This window comes from Vibrio sp. KUL78 (assembly GCF_059725505.1).
This window is the reverse complement of sequence record NZ_AP045837.1, coordinates 593,387-617,022: the sequence shown is the minus strand read 5'-3', so window position 1 is coordinate 617,022 and position 23,636 is coordinate 593,387. Positions and strand designations below refer to the sequence as shown.

Below are 23,636 nucleotides of genomic sequence, written 5' to 3'. Positions count from 1 at the left end.
GTAATGGAAGCGGAAAAATATTTACGTCAAGGAAAATCGTTCTCGTATGAAACTACTTAAACTAACAGGCTTGCTTTCTGTAGCTTTGTTGTTTGGTTGTGCTGACAAAGAAGTCACCGTCCCAGATGTCCCGCCGTCTCAGTTGTATTCTGAAGCTCAAGAGTCACTGCAAGGTGGTAACTGGACATCCGCTATCGAGCGCCTTGAAGCGCTGGATTCTCGCTACCCATTTGGTGCTTATACCGAACAGGTTCAGTTAGACCTTATCTATGCATACTATAAGAATGATGACTTGGCGCTTGCGTTAGCCACTATCGAGCGTTTCTCTCGCCTGAACCCAACTCATGAGCGTTCTGACTGGGTTCTGTATATGCGTGGTCTAAGTCATATGGCGCAAGATCGTAACTTTATGCATGACATCTTCCGTATTGATCGTTCAGACCGAGACCCTGAACCAGTTAAAGCGGCATTTGCAGACTTCGATCGCCTACTCAAGCGTTACCCAAACAGTGCTTATGCCGAAGATGCACAAAAGCGTATGGTAGCTCTGAAGAACCGCCTAGCAAACTATGACCTAGCGACAGCCGATTTCTACTTGCGTCGCGAAGCTTGGATTGCCGCGATCAATCGTACGCAAGAGCTGCAGAAAACGTATCCAGATACAGAAGCGGCTCGCAAATCTCTGAGCATTCAGAAGAAGGCTTACGAGGAACTTGGCATGCAAGAGCAAGTCGAGCGTACAGAGAAACTTATTGAGCTGAACCCTCTATAAGCCTCAAAGAGATTCAACTAAAGCGCTGTAGTATCAGCGCTTTTTTTGTGCCCAAATTGGCGAAAAGGCGTTTTCATTTATATATTTACCTTTAACACAATAATAAAAAGGTGATGGAAGTGAAGGCGCTGTTACTGAGTTTAGCCATCGTATTGTTCTCACTCCCACTGCGAGCATTAGAACTTACGCCATTAAGCAATACCCCCTACACAGGGGATCTAGATACCCTTGCGGAAAAGCGAGTAATACGAGTGCTCGTGTCTGCCGACCTTGGGTTCTATTACATTGAAAAAGGTCTACCTAGAGGTATTGGCGCAGAGCAGCTATACCACTTTGAAAAGCACTTCAAAAAGAAATACCCCAAAGTGAAGCTACAAGTCATTCCAGTTCCTCGTGATGACCTGATTCCAGCCCTAGTAAACGGATATGGTGACCTGATTGTCGCTAATCTCACAGTGACACCTGGGCGTGAGCAAGTGATCCAGTTCAGTACCCCAATCCTCGATGGCATTGATGAGCTCATTATTACCAGTGACGACTACCCAACGCTGAGCAGCCTTGAAGATCTAAGCGGTAAAGAAGTTTGGGTGAGAGCGAGTTCAAGCTACTTTGAGAGCTTACAAAAGCTCAACCGGGAACTGACCGAAGAAGGGCAAGCACCTGTATTGGTGCAATACCTCGAAGAGACGCTTCAAGATTACGAACTCATTGAAATGGTGAAACAAGGCTATGTAAAGGCGACGGTACTCGATAGCCATAAGGCCTTCTTCTGGAACAAAACCTTTGATGATCTAAATATACACAGTGAACTGCCGCTTCGTGAGGGCGGTCAGATTGCTTGGGCAATGCGCAAAGACTCTCCCAAACTAGGCGCACAGGTGGACGCCTATATCAAAACAGCTAAAGGCGGCACCTTACTCGGTAACGTTATCTACAATAAGTATCTTGAGAACACATCATGGTTTGCTAAGGCTCTAGATCCTAATAACATCCAGCAGCTTGAAATGCTCATTACCCTCTTCAAAAAATACGCAGACCAGTATGACTTCGACTTCTTAATGATCGCCGCACAAGCATTCCAAGAATCTAAGCTCAATCAAAATAAAGTCTCCCCAAAAGGCGCAGTTGGCATTATGCAGGTACTACCAAGTACCGCGAGAGACCAGAACGTCAACATAAAGAACATCAACAACATAGAGAATAACGTCCACGCAGGGGTCAAATACATGCGCTTTATTCGCGATCGATATTTCAGCGATGATGCGATCAGTGACGACGACAAAGTGTATTTAACACTCGCCGCCTACAATGCGGGGCCGGGTAATATCTCGAGAATGCGTCGCCTCGCAGAAAAACACGGCTACGATCCCAACAAATGGTTTGGGAATGTAGAGCTAATGGCACGACGTAATATCAGTTCAGAGCCCGTTACCTATGTCGCGAACATCAACCGATACTTTGTCATCTACAAACAACTAGAGTCATTACAGGAGATCAGAGACGAACAACAAGCTCTCAATCAGGACATTGAGTTTTATAGAATATTGGGAGAAAAGGAGGAGACATCGACTAAGTGATAAAGATCACATTTTAGTTCTGAACACTAATTAGCCAGCCGCTTTCTTAGGGTCGTACTAAGTCGCCAAAAATGGGAAATTTTCAGAACGCTACTCTATCCAAATTAATGACTTTTCACGGAAAGAAAAGGCTTTTTTACACTCGACAGCACAAAGTTTTGCGATAGATCACATTTAGATTTGGAAGCGAAAAACCCTCGCACAAGAGTGATCTAGATCACATTCTTTTCGGTCTGGATAAGTAATCTGGAGTTAACCCATGAGGGATGCAACAGAGGAAAAAACATATGAGAGTAAACATCACTGGTAAAAACATTGAGATCACCTCTGCAATCCGTGAGCATATTGAGAGCAAATTTAAGAAGTTAGAAAAATGGCAAGTGGACATTATTAGTTGCCAGACTGCTTTCAACGAAGAGCCAAACAAACAAATGAAATTCGAAGCGTCCATTACGGTACCCAAAGGCAAACTTGTCGCTTCCGCTACTCATGAAGATTTATACGCTGCCGTTAACGAGGTAGAACAGAAACTGGAACGTCAGCTAAACAAACTAAGACACAAACCTGAAGCTCGTCGCACAGAGAAGCCTGAGCTCGCAGAAGCAGAAGAAATCGAATAATACATTCGTCTTACCGCATAGCGATTCAATTTAGTCACAAAAAAATAGCGCCTTAGGGCGCTATTTTTTTGCTTGACGCTCCAAGCTCCCTTGCTTATTGTGGGGCTTAGCCAATAAAAATGATTAAGCAACGATTTATGCGCCCAAGTATTCTGTTCTTTTTTGACTTCTTTTTTCTCCACTAGGCTTGGAGGCTTCTTCGTTTTCGAAAGAAAAGTCAAAAACGAACGGAAAGCCTCCCAAACGGGAGGCTTTTTTATAAGGACTATTTGATGACCGACACCAACTATTCACTAGATGACATTCGCCTGAGACTGAATGAACTTGATGACCAGCTACTGCAACTTCTATCTGAGCGCCGTAAGCTCAGCATTGAAGTAGCGAAAAGCAAAGTAGAGACATCTAAACCCGTTCGTGATGCTGCTCGTGAACAGCAACTGCTCGTTAAGTTAATCAACAACGGTAAAGACAAGTACGAACTCGATGCCCCGTACATCACTAAGATCTTTCATACCATCATTGAAGACTCAGTGTTGTTGCAGCAGGTTTACCTACAGAATCTAGCGAATCCAGACCAAAGCCGAAAGCCCGTCGCTCGCGTGGCATTTCTTGGTGCAAAGGGCTCTTACTCCCACCTTGCAAGCCGAGACTACTTCTCTCGCAAGAACACAGAACTGGTAGAGCTTAACTGCGACCAATTCAAAGAAGTCATCAAAACAGTTGAATCTGGCCATGCAGATTACGGTGTACTGCCAATCGAGAACACCAGTTCAGGCTCTATCAATGAAGTATTTGATCTGCTTCAGCACACGACTTTGCATATCGTCGGCGAGATCACTCAGCCTATCGAACACTGCTTGGTAGCGACGAAAGAGATCCGTCTTGAGAACATCAAGACACTATATTCACACCCTCAGCCTCACCAGCAATGCAGTGAGTTCTTGAGCCGTCTGAAAGGCGTGACTCTTGAGTCCTGTGCAAGCACGGCTGATGCGATGCAAAAAGTACAAGAGCTAAATCGCGATGACGTTGCGGCTATCGGTCACGCAGCAAGCGGTAAGCTCTATGGTTTACAGTCGATTCAAGGCAACATTGCCAATCAAACAGAGAACCACACTCGCTTTATTATTGTGGCGAGAAAGCCAGTGGAAGTGTCGGCTCAGATCCCAGCGAAGACAACTTTCATCATGGCAACCTCACAAGAGGCTGGCTCACTGGTTGAAACCTTGCTGGTGCTTCAGCGCTATGGCATCAATATGACCAAGCTTGAATCTCGTCCAATCATGGGCAACCCTTGGGAAGAGATGTTTTATGTCGATGTCGAAGGACATAAAGATTCTGAGGCGATGAAGAACGCAGTCGATGAGTTAGTGAAGATAACGAAGCATCTAAAAGTATTGGGCTGTTACCCTATCGACAACGTCAAACCTGTTATTCCAGATCTCGCTGACAACAAAGAATAAAACCAAAAATCCCTAGGTATGACCTAGGGATTTTTTATCTATGTTCGATACACGGCTTACGTCAGCGGTAGAATCTTAATCTCTACACGTCGGTTGCATTGACGCCCTTCTGTCGTTGAGTTGCTACAGATAGGGAAACGCTCACCCATGCCGCGAGCGACAGCACGACCTGGGGCAACATTTTGGCTTACCAAGAATGCGCGTACCTGCTCAGCACGCTTTTCAGATAACTGCTGATTGTAATCGGCGCTACCCGTACTGTCGGTATAACCATCGATGACAAGGCTTGTATCTGGGTATTCAACTAAGATGCGCGCTACACCTTTAAGCGTGTTGTGAATGTTACTATCTAAAGCGTGCGAGTTACTCGCAAAACCAATGCCATTTTCTAGACGAAGAACCAATTGATTGTCGCCTGTGCGCTCCACTTGCACCCCAGAGTTTAGTAGCTCTTGGCGTAGCGCTTTTTCTTGCTGATCAAAGTAGTAACCAGCACCGCCACCGATTGCCGCACCACTCGCTGCGCCCAAAAGAATACCCTTGCTATCGCCACCAGAGGCAATACCCACAGCGGTTCCTGCAATCGCACCGATCACGGCACCTTTGGTCGCTGAGTTAGTCTCATATTCACCCGTTGTGGCATTTTGACGCTGCGTCGCTTGGCATCCTGCCAGCGTCATAATTCCTAAAGCCACCACTACTTGTTTTAATTTCATATCCATTGTCTCTTGTTGAAGTTTCTGACTATAAATAACAGAACATCATACTATAAAAATTATATTGAATCCTAATTGGACCCTGAATCGGTCACAACCAAGGATAGGGATATTGAAGATTTAAATGACATGAATAGGGAAGATTTACGTTAGAATTAGGTTCTTACGTTTTATACATGGATAAGTCTGTCATGAAAAAGGTCGTCATTGCCTCATTAAACCCAGCCAAAATCAATGCTGTTAAAAGCGCGTTTGAATCGGCTTTCCCAAACCAAACATTTGAATTTGAGGGTGTTAGCGTACCAAGTGGTGTGGCGGATCAGCCTATGGATAACGAGGAAACCCATCGCGGTGCTGTAAACCGAGTTAATAATGCCAAACAGGCTAAACAAGGCGGTGACTTTTATGTGGGTATTGAGGCTGGATTGGATGGCGGCTGTACCTTTGCGTGGATGGTGATTGAATCACAAGGACTGGTTGGTGAGTCCAGAAGCGCGAGCTTGATGCTGCCAACGGCTGTTGTTGAGCAGCTATCGCCTACGGTAGAACTTGGCGATGTTATGGATAAAACGTTTGGCACCGACAACATCAAACAAAAAGGCGGCGCCATTGCGCTATTAACTCAACACCAGCTCACTCGCAGTTCGGTATACCATCAAGCCTTGATTTTGGCACTGATCCCTTTCGTGAATCCAGACCATTTCTAACCGCACGTTACGCTAGTGCCAGTGAGCGAGACCTTATAGGTCTCGCTATTTTAACAGTAAGTCACTCAATGCGTTCTTTTCTGCATCTTCAAGGCGCTTCACCTCTGCACTGCCTCGAGTAATGGTCGCAACACCCACCCCTAACATCTGGCTAATTTGACGCTGAGATAAGTCCCCTTTTAGTAGCTCACATAAGATGTTAACGCGAGCAGTGACCGCTTCACGCTCATCTGGCGTTAACAGCATCGTCATGAGCTGCGCTTGTTGCTCTGTACTTTGCGAACGTTGAATCAGGTCGAGAACTTGTTGCCAATCTTGATATTGAGGTTCCATGAATCATTCCATTAGAGACTTCCAATACTCCATTCTAACCCCAAGCTCACGCCAATTCCTAGTGTACGGTAACTAGTACCGCTTATTCGCCTCTGCATCGGTAAGGAAACTTCCTTGAACACCCATCAAATCACGATAATAGACCTGGAACATCAGAATGTTCTGGACGTAGCCACGGGTCTCCCGAAACGGTATTGCCTCAATAAACGCGATAGCATCTAGGTTGCCATCAGAAGCTTCTCGCCAGCGCTTCACTCGGTTCGGTCCGGCATTATAAGCAGCGAGCGCAAAGATGCGGTTATTGTCATAGTTACCCAACAGCTCGTTGAGGTAGTGTGAACCTATCTCAATGTTTTTATTCACTTGATACAGCTCACTGGTTCGTTTATAGGCAATTTTGTGCTTTTTCGCGGTGTATTTCGCGGTGGCGGGCATGATTTGCATCACTCCACGAGCACCTACCGGAGAGCGGGCTTCCACATCCATCGCACTTTCTTGTCTTGCCAAAGACATCAGAAGGTCCGTATCTAAGTCCAACTTCTCCCCATAGAAGTTAAACCACCATTGGTGCGCAGTCGGGAAACGAAGACTCATGTTGTCCCACATCTTGGCAGATATGGTCGCCACCACGGTGAGGTGATGCCAACGCTTCTGTCCAGCGTAAGCTGCGAGCATCTCTTTCTCTGGCTTAGAAACATTAGAAAGTAGGTAGCGCCACTCAGATTTCGCCGCGGCAATTTTATCGCGCTTAATAAGCTCTTCAATGCGAATCAGGCTGCTCTGATAAGGGGCAACCACTTTACTATCAAATGTGGTCGTCGAAATCGGATAAACAATCGAGTGTTTTAAATGTGTAGCGGCGGCTGCACTGTAGAAGTTGCGCTGCCCAACAATAGACTCCAGTCGCTTTTCACCTTGTGCTTTATCACCATTGCTTATCTCTGCTCGCGCTAGCCAATACTGCCAACGGCTGGTTTGTTTTGTTTTGTCACTCAGTTTATCTATCCACTGAGTCAGCCCTTTCCAATCGGCTTGCTGCACCGCTAAACGAGCACGACGCTCTAGGTAACCATCATTGCTTGATGTTGCTAAAACCCCATCTCGCCATTTAGCTTCGCTATCCGAGTCTGTGGTAATAAAGCGCATCGCCAAGTAATCATTCATCGACTGTTTCAGCTCTGGCGTCAATTTACTGTTTTTATTGAGCTTCGAGAGTGCGCTGCGCGCTTGCTCTTTATCGCTTCGCGCGAGTTTTTGCAGTGCCGACTCCGTCAGTAAACTGCGATTTGGTTCAGGGAAACTGCTTGCGGCAAACGTTGCTACGCTTTTAGGTGACTTGAACAGGGCTTGGATCTGCTTACCTTGCTGTTTTCCTTTTGAGGTTTTCAACTGCTTGTTGAGATAGTTAATTAAGGAGCCATTGCGAGCCTTAAACGCAAGCGTCATTCGCTCGAGAATCAAATCGTCTGTGCGCAGCCCTGCCTTATTCCATGAATCGAACAAGGGATCGCAAGCGCTATCGACGCTATCGCCACTTTTCCATAAGTTTGCCGCACCTTCATACGCAGCTTTACTGTCGCCTGTTTTTAGCTGAGCATAATGATAATGACACTGATAGCGCTCCCCATTGGGATAAGTGGTTTGAAACGCTAGAAGATCATCCCAACGTTTCTGCCTCGCCAACTGGTCGATAAACGGCGCACGGATGCGCGAAGAGAAAGGGAACGCCTGATGCGTTTCTATAAACTGATTCACCTCGGAGACCGATTTGTCTTTCAACTGCAGAGAAAAAACTCGGTAATCGACATAAGGCGTTAACGGGTAGTCTGCAATTTGAGCGCGGATCTTGTTGTAGCCACTGATGTCTTTTTTATCGATGAGATCTTGAGCTTTGTCATACGTATCGCGCTGACGTTCAAGTTTTGTTGCAGAGGCTTGGGCGGTGCCGATAAAAACTGGTAAAGCCAGTGATACGATAGCTCCGTACGCTGTTGCTATTAACGGCTTTGAGTATCGTCGTTTGAAATCCATGTAACCATTCCTTCGATGCTGTGAATGTTGACCATAAGAGATATTGTTATTGTTTTCCTGACGACCGTGTCAGCTGTCATTTAATGCATGGTCAAACTTCAATTTAAGACCAAATGAGTCAACTTTCCAATGGCTTTGTTATTAAGAATTTGTTTCTGGCTATTTGATACGCACTATCCCCTCGAAGCGTTTCAATCGATACATGCTTTCTTAGAAGTAAAATTGAAAGGATTCCGCTCGGTGGTGTAAAATAGGAACTTTATTGACTTCAAAATTAGGAACGATCGGCAATGGCTGAATACGTCTATACTATGTCGCGCGTGAGCAAAGTAGTGCCACCAAAGCGACAAATCCTTAAGGACATTTCTCTAAGCTTCTTCCCTGGCGCGAAAATCGGTGTACTTGGTCTTAACGGCGCAGGTAAATCAACGCTTCTACGCATCATGGCAGGTATTGATACTGACATCGATGGTGAAGCACGCCCACAACCAGGTCTAAACGTAGGTTACCTACCTCAGGAGCCAGTACTAGACGAATCAAAAACGGTTCGCGAAATCGTTGAAGAAGCCGTTGCTGACGTTGCAGGTGCGATGAAGCGTCTTGACGAAGTGTACGCAGCTTACGCAGAACCAGATGCGGACTTTGATGCGCTAGCAAAAGAGCAAGGTGAGCTAGAAGCGCTGATTCAAGCGAAAGAAGGTCATAACCTAGAAAACGCTCTAGAGCGCGCTGCAGATGCACTTCGTCTTCCTGAGTGGGATGCAAAGATCCAACACCTTTCTGGTGGTGAGCGTCGCCGTGTTGCTATCTGTCGCCTACTGCTTGAGAAGCCAGACATGCTGCTTCTTGACGAACCAACCAACCACTTGGATGCTGAATCTGTAGCTTGGCTAGAGCGCTTCCTTGTTGATTACACTGGCACCGTTGTGGCGATTACCCACGACCGTTACTTCCTAGATAACGCAGCAGGTTGGATCCTAGAACTTGACCGTGGTGAAGGTATTCCATGGGAAGGTAACTACACCTCTTGGCTTGAGCAAAAAGATGCGCGTCTGCAACAAGAAGCGTCTCAAGAGAAAGCTCGTCAAAAGACCATCGAGAAAGAACTTGAGTGGGTTCGTCAAAACCCTAAAGGTCGCCAAGCGAAGTCTAAAGCACGTATGGCACGCTTTGAAGAGCTGCAAAGCGGCGATCACCAGAAGCGTAACGAGACCAACGAGCTGTTCATCCCACCAGGTGAGCGTCTAGGTGACAAAGTTCTAGAAGTGAACAACCTAACTAAGTCTTTCGACGGCCGCGTGCTTATCGATGACCTATCATTCAGCATTCCTAAGGGTGCTATCGTAGGTATTATCGGTGCCAACGGTGCAGGTAAATCAACGCTATTCAAGATGCTAAGCGGCACTGAGCAGCCAGATTCAGGTACGATCGACCTAGGTGAAACTGTTAAGCTGGCGTCTGTTGAGCAGTTCCGTGACTCAATGAACGACACTAACACAGTATTCCAAGAGATCTCTGAAGGCGCTGACATCATCAAGATCAACAACTTTGAGATCCCAGCTCGTGCATACTGCTCGCGCTTTAACTTCAAAGGCAGCGACCAACAGAAGATCATCGGTGAACTATCTGGTGGTGAGCGCAACCGTGTTCACCTTGCTAAGCTTCTTAAAGCTGGCGGTAACATGCTACTACTTGATGAGCCAACCAACGACCTTGACGTTGAAACGCTGCGTGCACTAGAAGAAGCACTTCTAGAGTTCCCTGGCTGTGCCATGGTCATCTCGCACGACCGTTGGTTCCTTGACCGTATCGCGACTCACATCATCGACTACCGTGATGAAGGTCAGGTTAACTTCTACGAAGGTAACTACACCGAGTACATGGAATGGTTGAAGAAGACGCTTGGTCCTGAAGCCGCTGAACCACACCGTATCAAATACAAGCGTATCTCAAAATAAGCAACTGATTTACAGATAAACTTGTTTTTTTTCCATAGGGCGCTAATAATAGCGCCCTATTTTTTTGTGATTTTGTGCCACAAATTAGCGAAATTAACTGAAAATTCACGTTATTTTATAGACAGACTGTCATCTACGAACCGTTACTATGCCCAATAAGATTCGCGTTGTTATACCAACACAACAAGGAAAGAAGAAAACGCTGCGCCTAGGAAAAAAGCGCACCTACACAGCTATCTTACTAGCTGCAGCTTTCCCTGTTGGCTTAGGGTTAGTTGGGTATTCGTATCAGCAGTCACAGCTAGAACTGACCTCAACAGAGGGATCGTTGGCAAGTCTGCACCAAGAAAAAGCTATGCTCGAGGCAAAGTTAGAAGAGCAAGTGAATGAAATGCACGACCTCTCTCAAGAGCTTGAAGAGAAGCGTGATTCATTACAGCTTCTAGGTAAGCGTGTAAACGATGTTGAAGCGATACTTGGTCTTGTCGATGAAGAGCAGTATGACAGTGAGATGCCATTAGAAGAGCGCATCGACGCTGCAGCTATTGACTCAGCTGTGCGCGCCACCATGCTAAGACTCATCCCCAACGACAGTCCAATGACTTACCAGCGCATCTCTTCCTCTTATGGCAGACGCACGCACCCTATTACTGGTAAGCGTCACGTGCATAGTGGTATCGACCTAACCTGTAAAACTGGCGAACAGATCTTAGCGCCTGCCGACGGTGTGGTTGAAACCGTGAGACCAAGTCGCCAAGGCTATGGTAACTACCTCACCGTCCGTCATGCTTTTGGTTTCATGAGCTCTTACGCTCACCTGCACAAATTCAAAGCTAAGAGCGGTCAGTTTGTTAGCAAAGGCGATGTGCTTGCTACCTGTGGCAACAGCGGCACTTCAACAGGCCCGCACCTTCACTACGAGATCCGCTTCTTGGGCCGCACGCTAAACCCTCAGTACTTTATCGATTGGAGTCCAGAAAACTTCGATTATGTCTTTGAAAAAGAGAAGAAAGTGCAATGGGCACCGTTGATTGAGTTGGTAAGCAGTGTAGTTAAACTGCAGATCAACCTGACTAATGCGCCTTATGTTGATTCGTCGATTAAGACGGCGGTGAATGAAGAGAAGAGTTCGGAAGAGGTTGAATCAACGAACTAGTGTAAGCGTTGTTGCTTCCATTATTTGTTTTGAAGCGACAGCAAAACATGGTTATTTTCCAAGTTTTTACAGTCCACCTCTAAGTGCTGTTGGTCGGAAAAATATAGGTTAATCTCTTTTATTGCCATTTTGACACCTAGCTTTTCAGCCTGAGAGAAACAAAACACGCCCTGTCCGCTTACAGCCATCGTCTGCTCTGAGCTCAGATCGTTTTGAATATCTAGATACACCCTAAGCCGCTCTGGCGTGAAAACGCTTGGTACATAGCCAGAGTTCCACAAGACTTCACCTTGATCATCAAAATCGAAGTCTCTCACGGCAAAGTTCGCCTTATTTACTTTAGCAAGATCCTGACTACTTAAACCGACATATAGCTCGGTTCCAACTCTCCATTTACTTCCATCGGCAGTCAATTTCACGCTTCGCGGCTCCGTCCTTTGGTCATCGAACCAAAAAATGCGCAGTGTTTTACCCTCAACATTTGGGTAAAGTATGGTCGCAGGGAGTTCCTCACCGTCTCTAGAAAACTCGTAGGTTGAGAATACATTTTCATGACCAAAACACTTATTCAGATCGGCTTCCCCTCTGATCTGCTTACACTTTCCGATTCTAAAACTGGGGGGTAATATTTAGATGATCATTCTCATAAAACCACTCTCCTACATCGTTTCCAAATGAGTGAAAACTAGCAAAAAACAAAATCGGAGTTAAAAACTTTATAGCGTTAACAACCATGCGATTAAAACTACCCAAACCCTAAAATTCTTGTTTTGCCTCTAGTGAAATTCTGGCTCACTCGGGTCCTGAAATTGCTGAGGAAAACGTTTTATCAACTCATCATCAAGTATTAACCAACCTGATTGATCTCCACCAAAAGTATTCAGCCATAACTGTTCATCACACCAAGATTCAAATACAACATTCTTTCGTTTAGAGACTCGTAAACTACAATTCCCTGCGACATTGCTTATATTATATCGATAGTCTCCTATATAAAAGAATATCTTTCTCCCCTGAGCATTTGGGCCTAACCTAACGTGGTAGGTTAAAAATCTACCTTTTGGTGTTCCCAAGTCATTTGGGTACTCTAACTCTATATTATCTGGTAAACCATATCTATATTTAACATAACCTGTGCTCGGACTTTTATGCTTGCATCCACATAACGAGGCAAACTTGCCATTCTGTAACTTTGCATTAAAGTAAATATCTTCCTCATCGCTACATAAAGTTATAGTAATATCACTAAGTTTTACGTTTATTTGCGGGTGAATTGCATAAGTAGAACTGACTCCAAACAAACCCATCACAAACGATACAAGAACAAAATACCTACTCATAAATCAAAAACCACGTAATTCATTATAATTTAGCTTTTCAATCGGAAACATACACATCACTAAGCATGTCTCTGCAATCGTTTTCAAACACGACTTTACCATCATATTTGACTCTAAGTTCATAGTAGCCATTATCAAAATTATTTACATTGCCTGAAGAGATATTAAAATTAAGAGAATAGTTATAATCTTGCCTTTCGAAGGCATACTCTTTAATTAAGTTACTATCCATATATTCATTAGCTAATATTTCACTCTCTTTATCAGATGGATATGTTATTTCGATATTATCTGGCATACCATACTTATATGTTAATGTATTACCTTCCTTACACAAGGAAACCACTTTCTTATTATCAAGCCTGCAAGAAAGAGTAACCACTTCATTATCACTACATATATTAATTTCATATCCATTTGGGTAAGCAGACTTTATATAATCAACAACATCAAAGGTGGATTCATAACGATATTTAGAAACAGAACCATCCGACTGATACCCACTGAAGCCTTGTAAGTTTCTATCCGCGCTAATAACCTTATTTAAAGTTAGCCTCTCGTTCTTCAACTGGTATACATAGCCAACGTAGTCGCTACCTTTAATATCATAATGATTTATATCCCAGCGCACTTGAATTAAAACATAGAGATCACTTCCCAACTGAAACTTGGACATTCCATTTATAAAGGGATCACTACCTTCAAATGGGTACTGATCGATCTTAGATGTCTGTTTTCCTATTTCAGAGTACAAAGCTATAGGGTGATTGACATCTTCCTGAGTTACAGCATAAACCCTTAATTCACTATTTAAGCTAAGTTCAATTCCATTCGCTACACCTAGTGAAGGGAGAACTAGAAAAAACAGGGGATAGCATCTAGCCAACATTATCAACCATCTCCTTTCGGTACCTATGCCTAAGCCCAATCATGGCATATTAATAATTGACTCTAACAAATAATTATTCATCTCGTTATACTCATTAACTTTACAAGATAGGAGCGTTGCTAACTCTACATCTGTTCCCTTCGATTCATTGCTCTCAAAAGCACACTTCTTCTCTACAAGAACAACCCACACAGACACCATCTCATTAAATTCAATCTTACCTTCAATGGATGATGAACGTATCTCTTGTAGCCTTTCTTTAAAGGTATGTTTAGCCTCGTCAAAATTTTCAGTGTATTTGTTATTTATCTGCACTAGTTGATTTTGCTCAACATTATTTTCAACGCCATATACCAATGCATTGAATGACAAAAAAATCAGTAGTGTCAATTTCCTTGTAAAAATAACTCATCTCCATTTACTATGAATATTCAATAACCTTAACTTAGCAACCTTTATTAAAAATTAATATAATCCAAATTTTAAGGTGGGTTACTATATTATAAAGCTATTAGTATGTACACTGAGCTGTATCTTTTTCTATTTAGCAAAGTCTTCACATACATCAGTCGTTTTTTTGATTGCTACATATTTATCCCCATACCATTTTAAAACCATTGGGGTTTGTGCATCATAACTACCCCATAAGGCTTTATCTATGAAACAAACATGTAGCTCATTATCTTTTTCCTTAATAACATCTAATTCATAGTGCCAATACTCATGCTTTATTATAACCTTATTCTCCATAAAATTAGGGGCAGGCAATGAATCAACATCTTTAAACACAGTATCTCCCTCACTCAACTTTTGAATAAGGGAACTATTAAAACTGGTTATATCAAGATATTCGTAAACATCTTCAATTGTCGCTGAGTATGCATTTGAACAAAAAAATGTGACACTAAGTAATATATATTTAAACACTATAAAATTTCCTTAAGCAACTTTGCTTCTTTCTTTCTTCTTGTTTCATATTTACATCCAAAATCAACCAAATTTTCGTATGCACTCTGCCAATCCTGGTCGACCACCTGTTTCCAATATTCACTTGTTTCACTGGGTAGATAGCCAAATTGATATGCCACTGAAGCAATAACAGTTTGTGCTTGCCATGGGAGTTCCTCAAACCTAACATTGACGCTATGAGAATTGTATAACTCAACTATCCTATCTGTTTCAGATTTTTTGATCGCTTGATCAATTAATGCAAGCTCTTCATTGGTAACTATAAGTGGTATCTCATTTAATTTATCCAACGCTTTTTGCTTTTTCAAGCCAAGATAAGGTTTTAACTTTTCGAACAGTTCACCGGAAAAGCCTAAATTTACAAGATCACGTTCATTCCGAGCCCCTAGATCAAACCCTGTAGCAATCGTAACGCCACTTTGACTCTTTTCAGGGTCTGGTACATAACCCACATTTTCAGTTCCTTCTAATTCGCGTATAAAATTGAAATCTATTGCTAGTCCACTTTTAACATCATCTAAATTGAATGCAAATGGCCAGTAATGCCATAATTTTTCCTCAGTTGGTTCATCCAATTTGAGATTGAAACTCTCCAACCAAGAAAACTCCTTCGCACGCTCTCTCTCATGCTCCGAAAAAACATCATACTCAGCTAGTACCTTCTTTCTCCATGGCGAATTCTCAAAATCTTCTAAACTTACAAAACCTCTCGAGAGAAGTTGTTCGTATATTTCTCTGGCAACTGCGTGTACTCGTTCATAGATTGAGTCAGATTTCTCCACATGCCAATCAGATGGGTGTTTTACTATCACGCGCTCGAAGTGTTTTCGTTTATTGTTCAAATAGGTTTTTAGCTCTTTGGGTGTGGCTGAAGAGAAATCTACTTCTTCACTATCTGCTGCTTCATCACTACTTTTTCTGCTTTTTGATACTTCTTTGGCCAGTGATACGAAGAATGCATTTTCACTACTCAGCGCCCCATCACTATCACTCCCATCAATCACTATCAATGGTGTTTCTTCAGCATTAGGTGGGGATATTAACTTCTTAAAGTACTCCGGCGGCTCATCGATAGAGAACAGCTCGATGTGAACTCTGTTATCTTCTTTTTTGGTCGCGTTGATGTCGTTGCTGTATTCATGAAGCCCCATATAGCCAATTTCATCGCCCGCATTGATAGATATACCGAGATCTGGGGTTCCTTCAACAGACACAGTGAGTGGCACCACGCTGCCATTACGTAACTTTGCAGCATCTTGTTTCATCCAAGGGGGCTCTGATACTGGTACAGGCTGCATCACACTGGTGTTTTCTAGAATGTCGAACTCACTGTCTTTGCCTGCAGCAAACCAAACCAATTTCCCTTCCATGCCTTTTTCTCGAGTGGAATTTTGATCGCCCGCTTCAACTACTCGGCATTTAATCATGTGATAACCGGTGCCATTAATGTTGTACTTATGAGTTTCCTTTTCCTCAGCATAGAGATATTCAAGAATCGTCCCTTTCGACATTCCAACTTTATCTAGTTTGCTTTCTTGTTTAGGTTCACTGTCTAACTTGAAGGTACGTACATTCCTTTTGCCTTGCTCCATTACCATTTTATAGCGAGTACTTGGGGAGCTATTGGCACCGATATCTGCCGGTGGCGCAAGGTGCATGTAAAGAGAGTAGAACTTAAAAACATCGTTACTATCGTCAGGGTTTTGGCATTCATGTTCAATCAACACAAAGTTATTGCTGAACTTGAGCTCCTGACCTTTGTATAAGGTTTTTTGGTAATCCTCATGAATTCGATAGGCGATGATCTTGCCATCTAACATGGATTGAATCGGTCTTAGTCCTTTACCCCAGGGCACCATTTTTGATGTGAGGTGCACGCCACTGTGCCAACCATAACCTTGTCCAAGAAGATAACGACCACTCTTAGCTTGGTCGAACATTTTAGTGAAATCGCTTAACGTATGATAAGGCTCACCATTTCTTTGTGTGATTGGGAAAACAGCTTCCATAGTGAGAGACCTTAATCAGAGAAGACATCATCGAAGGTGATGAAAGGAGGACGATTTAAGTTGTGAGTTCGTGTGTAGACCACAGCGTTAAACTCACTATTCGTGGTCGAAAAGCCTGAAGAACCATTGCTATTCACAATCGTCCCTATTGCCATTCCTGATATCGTCAGCAGTTTATCGTTGGTGCTTTCCAGTATTTGGCTGAACACATCAGGCAACACTCGTGAGAGTGTCAGCAAGGCACTCTGATAGCCTTTTACACCTTGTTGTACTGCGGTGTATGACTGGGCTTCTGCCTGTGAGTAGATGTAAGCTAATCGCTCGTCCAACGCAGCAACCAGTTCATCAATAAAGCCACATACTTGTTGATTGATGAAGGTCCACATCATCATCTGCATGTACCTAACTGTGTTGCCCGTACCAAGTAGGCGAAGCTTGGCAAGCATATCGGCTGGCGGTTCGAACAAATCAGCTTGGAAGAGAATCCTCAGAATGTCGCCATTTTCATTCACTTGTTCAAACAGCAGTTCCAATAATGGCTGGTACTTTTCTAAAGATTCTGTGTCGTGTTGAGCATGATAAAGGGCTGACACAAACGCCGCAGCAAAACTATGCGAATGGTTTCGGTCTACAGCATAAGGAGACAGGATTCGACTTTGCTCAAACACCATAGATTGGAAATCATCATCGGTGTAGGACGGAGAAAGTAAGATTCCCCAATCATTTGCCACGCCAACTCTACTGTCCCAAAATGGCGCTCTTGAGCTCGCAACAAACGTGCAAAAGTCGTGACTGTCTTGATAGGTTTCTGTAGGTATATTCTCGGCTAGTGAACCGTTGGGCTCATAGCTATCCTGCGTCTCTTTTAATACAAATTTGCATTCCGTCTTTGGTAATCCGCTGACAGTACTCATACCTTGTTGGTCGAGTGTCCCTACAGCCACTATCGCACCACTCGGTTCCACCAGCTGAAAATCGGCATTCGCGTAGGGTCTTCCATTCGGGTATTTGCAGGTTAGATCGACGGTGTAGGTGCCTTCTTGGTCTTCGGTGACGGAGACTGCCGGGTTCTGCACCCCGCCCAAACACATCGTATTCGCTTTGTTCATCGTCATTTGATCACTCAAACGACAGACGCCCTTACCTTCGATGATCACGGTTGGAGACGAAGAAATAAATTCGGCTTCGGCTTCAATTGTCCCTGACGACACGCCCTTTTTGTCGCCGCCAGCATCACCGGTACTCGCACTAAATTTACTGCCTTCAATGGCAATGCTGTTGCCACCATCCATACTCACGGTCGTTGTACCATCCGCCAAATCTGCCGATTTTGCGTTGTTACCATAAGGGATAGGAACCACAGAGTTTCCCATCGTGGTTAGGCACACATCTGGCAGTGTTGCGTTTGCTTCGCCACCCGATCCTTTGTGAACTACGCTGAGTCCATTCGCACAAACTGTTACACCCATAGTCAATCCAACTCATATTTACTGAGTGAATAATAAAGTAATTTCCCTATTACTATCTCACTAAACCATTAGTTTAATTGACTAAATTACCTTTCATAACAACTTGATGCTTATAATTTTGCCACAGGTCTCATTTTATAAAGTAGAAACGAGCTTCAGGTGTTTTTCTAGATACCGCAAACATAAAAAAACGCAGCGAGAATGCTGCGTTTTTCATTATTTATTGAGTACAAACTTAGCCACGATGAATAGCATCATTCGCTTGTTTCAGAAGATTTTGACTCTCAGACATAAACTGCTGTGAGTAATCACCAAACCAATCGCTCACCTCATTAAATTCAGTGACAAACTTCGCTTTATCTTTGCTATCGAGTAGCGCTAACGCTTCACCAAACTGCTTATGGAAACACTTGATCATCTCGATGTTTTCTTCTGATGACATAATGATGTCACCGTACAGCGTTGGGTCTTGAGCAAACAGTCTGCCAACCATCGCTAGCTCGAGACGGTAGATCGGTGAGCTCAATTTCACTAGCGTATCAAGGTCAGGGTTTTGCTGACTCAGATGGCGACCGTAGGCGAACGATGTGAAGTGGCGTAACGCCTGGATCAATGTCATGCCTTTGTCGTGTTGCTCAGCCGAGATCTGGCACAGACTTGCGCCCCAAATCTTGAACTGTTCGAGTAGCCATTGGTATTCGGTTTCTTGTCTGCCATCGCAGTAAACAATGACCTGCTTAGCAAGGCTTGGTACATCAGGACCAAACATTGGATGCAGGCCAACAACCGGACCTTGGTGCACGTTCATCATGGCATTAAGTGGCTTGGACTTGATGGACGTTAGGTCACACAGAATGCAGTCTTCTGGTAGGTTTCCAAGCTTCTCAATCACACCTTCTGTCAGGTGAATTGGCACCGTTACTACCACAAGACCAGCGTTGTCTAGGATCTCATCAGCGCGATCCCAATCTTGGCTACCGAGCACTTTGACTTGATAACCAGACAAGGTAAACATGCGACCAAACAAGCCACCCAATTGCCCTTTACCACCAACAATAACGACTGAGCGCAGTTCTGGATTAAGGCACTTAAAGCCAGAGTCTTTCTCACTCGCATAAGACTCACGCATGGTGCGGCGCAGGATGTCCTCGATTAACTGAGGTGGCACACCCTTTTTTGCCGCTTCTTCACGGCGAGAGGCCAGCATGGCTGCTTCTCTGTCTGGGGCATAGATAGGTAAGCCGTGTCGGCTCTTTACTTCACCAACTTGCTCCACAAGAGATAGACGCTTTGCCAAAAGCTCAAGCATCTGCTTATCAACGTCATCGATTTGGTCACGCAATGCGTTCAATTCAGCAGCCATGGATGTCATTATTCCTTAATACGATTTTCCAAGAATGGGACGAGCTCAGTATGAGCATGACGTAATAGTGCCTCAGTTGAATCCCAATTGATACACGCATCGGTGATAGACACGCCGTATTGCATTTCATTAAGCGGAATATCTGAGCTTTGGTTGCCTTCGTTGAGGTGACTTTCAATCATCAAGCCGATAATCGACTTGTTGCCTTCGCGGATCTGGTGAATCACATCCTCAGCAACTAGAGGCTGACGACGGTAGTCTTTGCGAGAGTTAGCGTGGCTACAATCGACCATCAATGATGCATCTAGGTTAGATTTGGCAAGCTCTTGCTCACACTCAGTCACAGACACTGAATCGTAGTTGGTTTGTTTGCCGCCACGAAGAATCACGTGACCGTTAGCGTTACCTTGCGTCGTCAATAGTGCTACCTGACCCTCACGGTTAATACCCATGAAGCGGTGGCTTGAAGAGGCGGCTTGCATCGCATTGATTGCTGTCGCTAGGCTGCCGTCGGTGCCGTTTTTGAAGCCGATAGGCATTGATAGACCACTCGCCATTTCACGGTGAGTTTGTGATTCTGTGGTGCGGGCACCGATCGCTGCCCATGAGAAGGTATCCGCCAGGTACTGTGGGCTGATTGGATCTAGCGCTTCAGTTGCGAGAGGGATTTCCATCTCTGCTAGCTCTACCAATAGCTGACGGCCTACGTGCAGACCGTGCTCAATGTCGAACGTGCCATCAAGTTGAGGATCGTTAATAAGACCTTTCCAGCCCACTGTGGTACGCGGCTTTTCAAAGTACACTCGCATAACAATGTATAGCTGATCACTCAGTTGCTCCGAGAGTGCTTTAAGGCGTTTCGCGTATTCCTTTGCTGCATCAACATCATGGATAGAACAAGGACCACATACAACCAACAGGCGATGGTCTTTTTTATGGATGATATTAGCGATGGTCTCACGAGAGTCTTGAATAAACTTACGCGCTTTTTCGCTCAGTGGTAGCTTTTGTTTTAGTTGCTCTGGAGTAATCAGTACCTGTTCGTCACTGATATTGATATTACTGAGTTCGCTCTTTTTCATCTCATCACCTGTAAATTTATTTTTACACCGAACTTTTATCAATTCCATGTCCGGCTAAGCTTTAACTGGTAATATACATAGATAAAAACCACATGCAAGCGTAAACTTAAAAAAAACACTTAGTGTAACATTAGGTTTACACTAAATTATTTGCTTACCATCACCTTCCAGTAAACAGACTTCGACACTGCCCTCTCCTCTTTGTTACGACATGCGTTACAATAGAAGCATCAAGGTTGAGGTGGTACCCATGGACTTAATTATCTCTTTGCTGCAACAGATGTGTGTGTATCTGATGCTGGCTTATATGCTCAGTAAGACACCTCTGTTCCTCCCGCTGTTTAGCGTTACAAACCGCTTGAGCCACAAGTTCAGTATCTATGTACTGTTCTCCTCGTTCTGCATTCTCGGCACATACTTTGGTCTTCAGATCGATGATGCGATAGCGAATACTCGTGCAATTGGAGCTGTGATGGGCGGTTTGTTTGGTGGGCCCGTTGTCGGCTTTGCGGTCGGATTTACTGGTGGCATGCACCGCTATACGTTAGGTGGTTTTACCGATGTCGCCTGTGCGATCTCCACCACAGCAGAAGGGGTGATTGGCGGTATTATGCACCTCTACTTCCTCCAAAAAGGCAGAAAAGAACAGCTGTTTAATCCCATGGTGGTGTTCTACGTGACCTTTGTAGCAGAAGTGGTACAGATGTTGATCATTTTGATTGTCGCCAAGCCTTTTGATCAAGCCTACACGCTAGTTTCTAACATCGCAGCACCTATGATCATTGCCAACTCAGTTGGTGCAGCGCTGTTTATGAGCATACTTCAAGACCGCAAAACCATCTTTGAAGAATACTCAGCAACCTTTTCTCGGCGAGCGTTAAACATCGCAGAACGCTCGGTGGGTATTTTGGTCCATGGGTTTAACTCCAACAATGCGAGTAAGATTGCCCGTATCATTTACGAAGAGACCAATGTCGGTGCTGTTGCCATCACCGACCGCGAGAAAATCTTGGCCTTCGTGGGTATAGGTGCGGATCATCATAAGCTTAACCGCCCTATTTCATCGCAAAGCACGCTAGACTCGATGAACAATAACGACATCATCTACCTCGATGGCAAAGAAAACCCGTATCAGTGCTCTATCTCGAAAGATTGCAAACTCGGCTCAGCGCTTATCATCCCGCTGCGTACGGGAGATGAGGTCATTGGCACCATTAAGCTGTACGAACCGAAGCGGAAGCTGTTTTCAACCATCAACATGTCGATGGCAGAAGGCATAGCTCAGCTACTCTCCAGCCAGATCCTGCATGGCGATTACATCCATAAGCAGACCTTGCTAAACCAAGCTGAGATTAAGCTGCTGCACGCGCAAGTGAATCCGCACTTTTTGTTTAACGCGCTCAATACCATTAGCGCGATAACCAGACGTGATCCAGACAAGGCACGCAGTTTGATTCAGCATTTGTCGCAGTTCTTCCGTAGTAACCTCAAGCAAAATATTGAGACGGTGACGCTCAAAGAAGAGCTGGCGCACGTCAATGCTTATCTCACAATAGAGAAAGCGAGATTTACCGACCGATTGGAGGTAGATATCGATATTTCACCCGATTTACTCGAGCAAACTGTACCGAGCTTTACCTTGCAACCTCTGGTCGAAAACGCCATCAAACATGGCATATCCAATCTTATTGAAGGGGGCACTATTCGAATCTTTAGTGAACCCTGTGAACAAGGCTATCGACTCACTGTTGAGGATAACGCGGGCACCTACTTACCTCCTGAGCCGGGTCATCAGGGACTGGGGATGCAGATAGTGGATAAACGCTTGAGTAATCAATTTGGGCGTGACTCAGCGCTAAAAATTGAAGTTGAAACACAGCGTCACACACGAATGAGCTTTATTATTCCAGCGCCCGTAAATTCAGACGATAAAAGGACGGCTATCGCCTCATGACACGACTAACCGCATTAGTGATTGATGATGAATTGTTTGCTCGTGAGGAGCTTATTGAGCTTTTGGCTGAGTTTGAACAGATAGAGGTTATTGACCAAGCCAGCAACGCCATTGAAGGTTTAAAGAAAATCAATCTGCATAAACCCGATGTGGTTTTTCTCGATATCCAGATGCCACAAATCACAGGTATTGAGCTTTTGGGCATGCTTGACCCTGACACCATGCCAAATGTGGTCTTCGTGACCGCCTATGATCAGTATGCGATTCAAGCGTTTGAAGACAACGCGTTTGATTACCTGCTTAAGCCTGTTGACCCTTGCCGCTTAGGTAAAACTATTAAGCGCCTCAATAAGCGCGACACCACTCAAACCGAGAACTTTGATACTCTAGCGCCAGCCACGCTAGACCAGATTCCTTGCGTTGGTCACAACCGCATTGTCATCATAGCCACTAAAGATGTGGAGTTTGCCTACAGTGACCTTTCTGGTGTACATGTACAAACCGCGACTCAAAAAGCGACCTCGCAATTGACGCTCAAAGTGATTGAAGATAAGACGTCACTTATTCGCTGTCATCGTCAGTTTTTGGTGAATGTGAAGGCGATTAAAGAGATCAAACTACTAGAGAATGGACTGGCGGAAATCATTACTCAAAGTGACCATCCAATACCTGTGAGTCGCCGGTATTTGAAGTCGTTGAAAGAGACGTTGGGGTTTCACTGATACTATTAGCTAACTTACACAATAGCATTTGTTACCCATGTGCACGGTTAGAACTGTTACCTTTGAGCCCGGTAATACCCACGAGATCGTCACCCCTGCGCAGGCAGGGTCTACTCAAAGCGCATACCAAGCCTCAAGAAGATTCCTGCCTGCGTAGGCGCACGGCCAGTGGAATGACGCGAGTTGTTGGTTCTTCAAACTCAAAATAATCGTCATCTCTGCGCAGGCATAGATCTATTCAACGCGCGCACCAAGCCTCAAGATGATTCCTGTCTATACAGGAATGACGCGAGTTGTTAGTTCTTTACACTTAAAATAATCGTCATCTCTGCGTAGGCAGAGATCTACTCAACGCGCACACCAAGCCTCAAAAAGATTCCTGCCTGCGTAGGCGCACGGCCAGTGGAATGACGCGAGCTGTTAGTTCTTTATACTAAAAATAATCGTCATCTCTGCGCAGGCAGAGATCTACTCAACGCACACACCAAGCCTCAAAAAGATTCCTG

Annotated in this window: 21 protein-coding genes and 1 other annotated feature; of the genes, 9 read left to right on the top strand and 12 right to left on the bottom strand. The window is 44.4% G+C overall.

From position 1 onward, the window contains the following. Positions 1–46 precede the first annotated feature (46 nt). From bamD to pheA, 4 genes are all read left to right on the top strand, one after another. Positions 47–772: an outer membrane protein assembly factor BamD gene (gene bamD / locus AC6I8Y_RS03040; RefSeq protein ID WP_234494466.1), complete on the top strand. Its 726-nt coding sequence runs from the start codon at positions 47–49 to the stop codon at positions 770–772. A 113-nt stretch (positions 773–885) separates the two neighbouring features. Then, positions 886–2,349 (top strand): MltF family protein, encoded by a 1,464-nt coding sequence (locus tag AC6I8Y_RS03035; RefSeq protein ID WP_498020754.1) that lies wholly within the window; start codon positions 886–888, stop codon positions 2,347–2,349. A gap of 287 nt (positions 2,350–2,636) precedes the next feature. Further along, positions 2,637–2,969: a ribosome hibernation-promoting factor, HPF/YfiA family gene (gene hpf, locus AC6I8Y_RS03030; RefSeq protein WP_042476100.1), complete on the top strand. Its 333-nt coding sequence runs from the start codon at positions 2,637–2,639 to the stop codon at positions 2,967–2,969. A 139-nt stretch (positions 2,970–3,108) separates the two neighbouring features. After that, positions 3,109–3,230 (top strand) — a sequence feature (Phe leader region). 11 nt (positions 3,231–3,241) lie between these two features. Then, positions 3,242–4,432 carry a prephenate dehydratase gene (gene pheA / locus AC6I8Y_RS03025; protein WP_252013548.1) on the top strand — a complete coding sequence of 397 codons (1,191 nt, stop codon included), beginning with the start codon at positions 3,242–3,244 and terminating at the stop codon, positions 4,430–4,432. A gap of 56 nt (positions 4,433–4,488) precedes the next feature. On the opposite strand, the gene AC6I8Y_RS03020 is transcribed toward pheA, so the two are convergent. Further along, positions 4,489–5,148 carry a YiaD family glycine zipper/OmpA-like lipoprotein gene (locus tag AC6I8Y_RS03020; RefSeq protein ID WP_042476135.1) on the bottom strand — a complete coding sequence of 220 codons (660 nt, stop codon included), beginning with the start codon at positions 5,146–5,148 and terminating at the stop codon, positions 4,489–4,491. Positions 5,149–5,339: 191 nt separating this feature from the next. Here AC6I8Y_RS03020 and yjjX point away from each other — a divergent pair, with 191 nt between their 5' ends. Beyond that, positions 5,340–5,855: an inosine/xanthosine triphosphatase gene (gene yjjX, locus AC6I8Y_RS03015; protein ID WP_394153049.1), complete on the top strand. Its 516-nt coding sequence runs from the start codon at positions 5,340–5,342 to the stop codon at positions 5,853–5,855. Positions 5,856–5,900: 45 nt separating this feature from the next. Here yjjX and trpR read toward each other — a convergent pair whose 3' ends face one another. Further along, on the bottom strand, positions 5,901–6,188 hold the full coding sequence (trpR, locus tag AC6I8Y_RS03010; RefSeq protein WP_042476094.1) for a trp operon repressor: 288 nt from the start codon (positions 6,186–6,188) through the stop codon (positions 5,901–5,903). Between the two features lie 72 nt (positions 6,189–6,260). Then, complete coding sequence (gene sltY, locus AC6I8Y_RS03005) at positions 6,261–8,219, bottom strand: murein transglycosylase (protein ID WP_498020753.1); 1,959 nt, start codon at positions 8,217–8,219, stop codon at positions 6,261–6,263. Between the two features lie 290 nt (positions 8,220–8,509). Between sltY and ettA the strand changes: the two genes are divergently transcribed. Both ettA and AC6I8Y_RS02995 read left to right on the top strand, forming a co-directional pair. Beyond that, on the top strand, positions 8,510–10,177 hold the full coding sequence (ettA, locus tag AC6I8Y_RS03000) for an energy-dependent translational throttle protein EttA (protein WP_042503057.1): 1,668 nt from the start codon (positions 8,510–8,512) through the stop codon (positions 10,175–10,177). Positions 10,178–10,325: 148 nt separating this feature from the next. Continuing rightward, positions 10,326–11,333 (top strand): M23 family metallopeptidase, encoded by a 1,008-nt coding sequence (locus tag AC6I8Y_RS02995; RefSeq protein WP_498020752.1) that lies wholly within the window; start codon positions 10,326–10,328, stop codon positions 11,331–11,333. Positions 11,334–11,353: 20 nt separating this feature from the next. Here the strand turns inward: AC6I8Y_RS02995 and AC6I8Y_RS02990 are convergent, their stop codons facing one another. From AC6I8Y_RS02990 to AC6I8Y_RS02950, 9 genes are all read right to left on the bottom strand, one after another. Continuing rightward, positions 11,354–11,752 (bottom strand): hypothetical protein, encoded by a 399-nt coding sequence (locus tag AC6I8Y_RS02990; protein ID WP_498020751.1) that lies wholly within the window; start codon positions 11,750–11,752, stop codon positions 11,354–11,356. 357 nt (positions 11,753–12,109) lie between these two features. Continuing rightward, the gene (locus tag AC6I8Y_RS02985) at positions 12,110–12,673 is read right to left on the bottom strand and encodes a hypothetical protein (RefSeq protein ID WP_498020750.1); all 564 of its coding nucleotides are present in this window, start codon (positions 12,671–12,673) and stop codon (positions 12,110–12,112) included. Between the two features lie 37 nt (positions 12,674–12,710). Then, complete coding sequence (locus AC6I8Y_RS02980; RefSeq protein ID WP_498020749.1) at positions 12,711–13,562, bottom strand: hypothetical protein; 852 nt, start codon at positions 13,560–13,562, stop codon at positions 12,711–12,713. A 39-nt stretch (positions 13,563–13,601) separates the two neighbouring features. Next, positions 13,602–13,952, bottom strand: coding sequence for a hypothetical protein (locus tag AC6I8Y_RS02975; RefSeq protein ID WP_498020748.1), 351 nt, complete (start codon positions 13,950–13,952; stop codon positions 13,602–13,604). Between the two features lie 150 nt (positions 13,953–14,102). Beyond that, on the bottom strand, positions 14,103–14,489 hold the full coding sequence (locus tag AC6I8Y_RS02970; RefSeq protein ID WP_498020747.1) for a hypothetical protein: 387 nt from the start codon (positions 14,487–14,489) through the stop codon (positions 14,103–14,105). After that, complete coding sequence (locus tag AC6I8Y_RS02965; protein WP_498020746.1) at positions 14,489–16,540, bottom strand: pesticin C-terminus-like muramidase; 2,052 nt, start codon at positions 16,538–16,540, stop codon at positions 14,489–14,491. Before AC6I8Y_RS02965 ends, AC6I8Y_RS02970 begins: the two co-directional genes overlap by 1 nt. 11 nt (positions 16,541–16,551) lie before the next feature. Next, positions 16,552–18,009, bottom strand: a complete 1,458-nt coding sequence (locus AC6I8Y_RS02960; RefSeq protein ID WP_498020745.1) for a DUF4150 domain-containing protein — start codon at positions 18,007–18,009, stop codon at positions 16,552–16,554. Positions 18,010–18,244: 235 nt separating this feature from the next. Beyond that, on the bottom strand, positions 18,245–19,372 hold the full coding sequence (gene tyrA / locus AC6I8Y_RS02955) for a bifunctional chorismate mutase/prephenate dehydrogenase (protein ID WP_234494478.1): 1,128 nt from the start codon (positions 19,370–19,372) through the stop codon (positions 18,245–18,247). Between the two features lie 8 nt (positions 19,373–19,380). Then, on the bottom strand, positions 19,381–20,454 hold the full coding sequence (locus AC6I8Y_RS02950; protein WP_042476071.1) for a 3-deoxy-7-phosphoheptulonate synthase: 1,074 nt from the start codon (positions 20,452–20,454) through the stop codon (positions 19,381–19,383). Between the two features lie 250 nt (positions 20,455–20,704). Between AC6I8Y_RS02950 and AC6I8Y_RS02945 the strand changes: the two genes are divergently transcribed. After that, the gene (locus AC6I8Y_RS02945; RefSeq protein WP_498020744.1) at positions 20,705–22,408 is read left to right on the top strand and encodes a LytS/YhcK type 5TM receptor domain-containing protein; all 1,704 of its coding nucleotides are present in this window, start codon (positions 20,705–20,707) and stop codon (positions 22,406–22,408) included. Next, the gene (btsR, locus tag AC6I8Y_RS02940) at positions 22,405–23,130 is read left to right on the top strand and encodes a two-component system response regulator BtsR (RefSeq protein ID WP_042476068.1); all 726 of its coding nucleotides are present in this window, start codon (positions 22,405–22,407) and stop codon (positions 23,128–23,130) included. The genes AC6I8Y_RS02945 and btsR overlap by 4 nt, the downstream gene beginning before the upstream one ends. The last annotated feature ends 506 nt before the right edge of the window (positions 23,131–23,636 follow it).

Bases quoted from the DNA above. Each gene is read 5' to 3' on its own strand.
- bamD (WP_234494466.1), top strand. From the start codon at position 47: ATGAAACTACTTAAACTAACAGGCTTGCTTTCTGTAGCTTTGTTGTTT.
- AC6I8Y_RS03035 (WP_498020754.1), top strand. From the start codon at position 886: ATGGAAGTGAAGGCGCTGTTACTGAGTTTAGCCATCGTATTGTTCTCA.
- hpf (WP_042476100.1), top strand. From the start codon at position 2,637: ATGAGAGTAAACATCACTGGTAAAAACATTGAGATCACCTCTGCAATC.
- pheA (WP_252013548.1), top strand. From the start codon at position 3,242: ATGACCGACACCAACTATTCACTAGATGACATTCGCCTGAGACTGAAT.
- AC6I8Y_RS03020 (WP_042476135.1), bottom strand. From the start codon at position 5,148: ATGAAATTAAAACAAGTAGTGGTGGCTTTAGGAATTATGACGCTGGCA.
- yjjX (WP_394153049.1), top strand. From the start codon at position 5,340: ATGAAAAAGGTCGTCATTGCCTCATTAAACCCAGCCAAAATCAATGCT.
- trpR (WP_042476094.1), bottom strand. From the start codon at position 6,188: ATGGAACCTCAATATCAAGATTGGCAACAAGTTCTCGACCTGATTCAA.
- sltY (WP_498020753.1), bottom strand. From the start codon at position 8,219: ATGGATTTCAAACGACGATACTCAAAGCCGTTAATAGCAACAGCGTAC.
- ettA (WP_042503057.1), top strand. From the start codon at position 8,510: ATGGCTGAATACGTCTATACTATGTCGCGCGTGAGCAAAGTAGTGCCA.
- AC6I8Y_RS02995 (WP_498020752.1), top strand. From the start codon at position 10,326: ATGCCCAATAAGATTCGCGTTGTTATACCAACACAACAAGGAAAGAAG.
- AC6I8Y_RS02985 (WP_498020750.1), bottom strand. From the start codon at position 12,673: ATGAGTAGGTATTTTGTTCTTGTATCGTTTGTGATGGGTTTGTTTGGA.
- AC6I8Y_RS02980 (WP_498020749.1), bottom strand. From the start codon at position 13,562: ATGTTGGCTAGATGCTATCCCCTGTTTTTTCTAGTTCTCCCTTCACTA.
- AC6I8Y_RS02965 (WP_498020746.1), bottom strand. From the start codon at position 16,540: ATGGAAGCTGTTTTCCCAATCACACAAAGAAATGGTGAGCCTTATCAT.
- AC6I8Y_RS02960 (WP_498020745.1), bottom strand. From the start codon at position 18,009: ATGGGTGTAACAGTTTGTGCGAATGGACTCAGCGTAGTTCACAAAGGA.
- tyrA (WP_234494478.1), bottom strand. From the start codon at position 19,372: ATGGCTGCTGAATTGAACGCATTGCGTGACCAAATCGATGACGTTGAT.
- AC6I8Y_RS02950 (WP_042476071.1), bottom strand. From the start codon at position 20,454: ATGAAAAAGAGCGAACTCAGTAATATCAATATCAGTGACGAACAGGTA.
- AC6I8Y_RS02945 (WP_498020744.1), top strand. From the start codon at position 20,705: ATGGACTTAATTATCTCTTTGCTGCAACAGATGTGTGTGTATCTGATG.
- btsR (WP_042476068.1), top strand. From the start codon at position 22,405: ATGACACGACTAACCGCATTAGTGATTGATGATGAATTGTTTGCTCGT.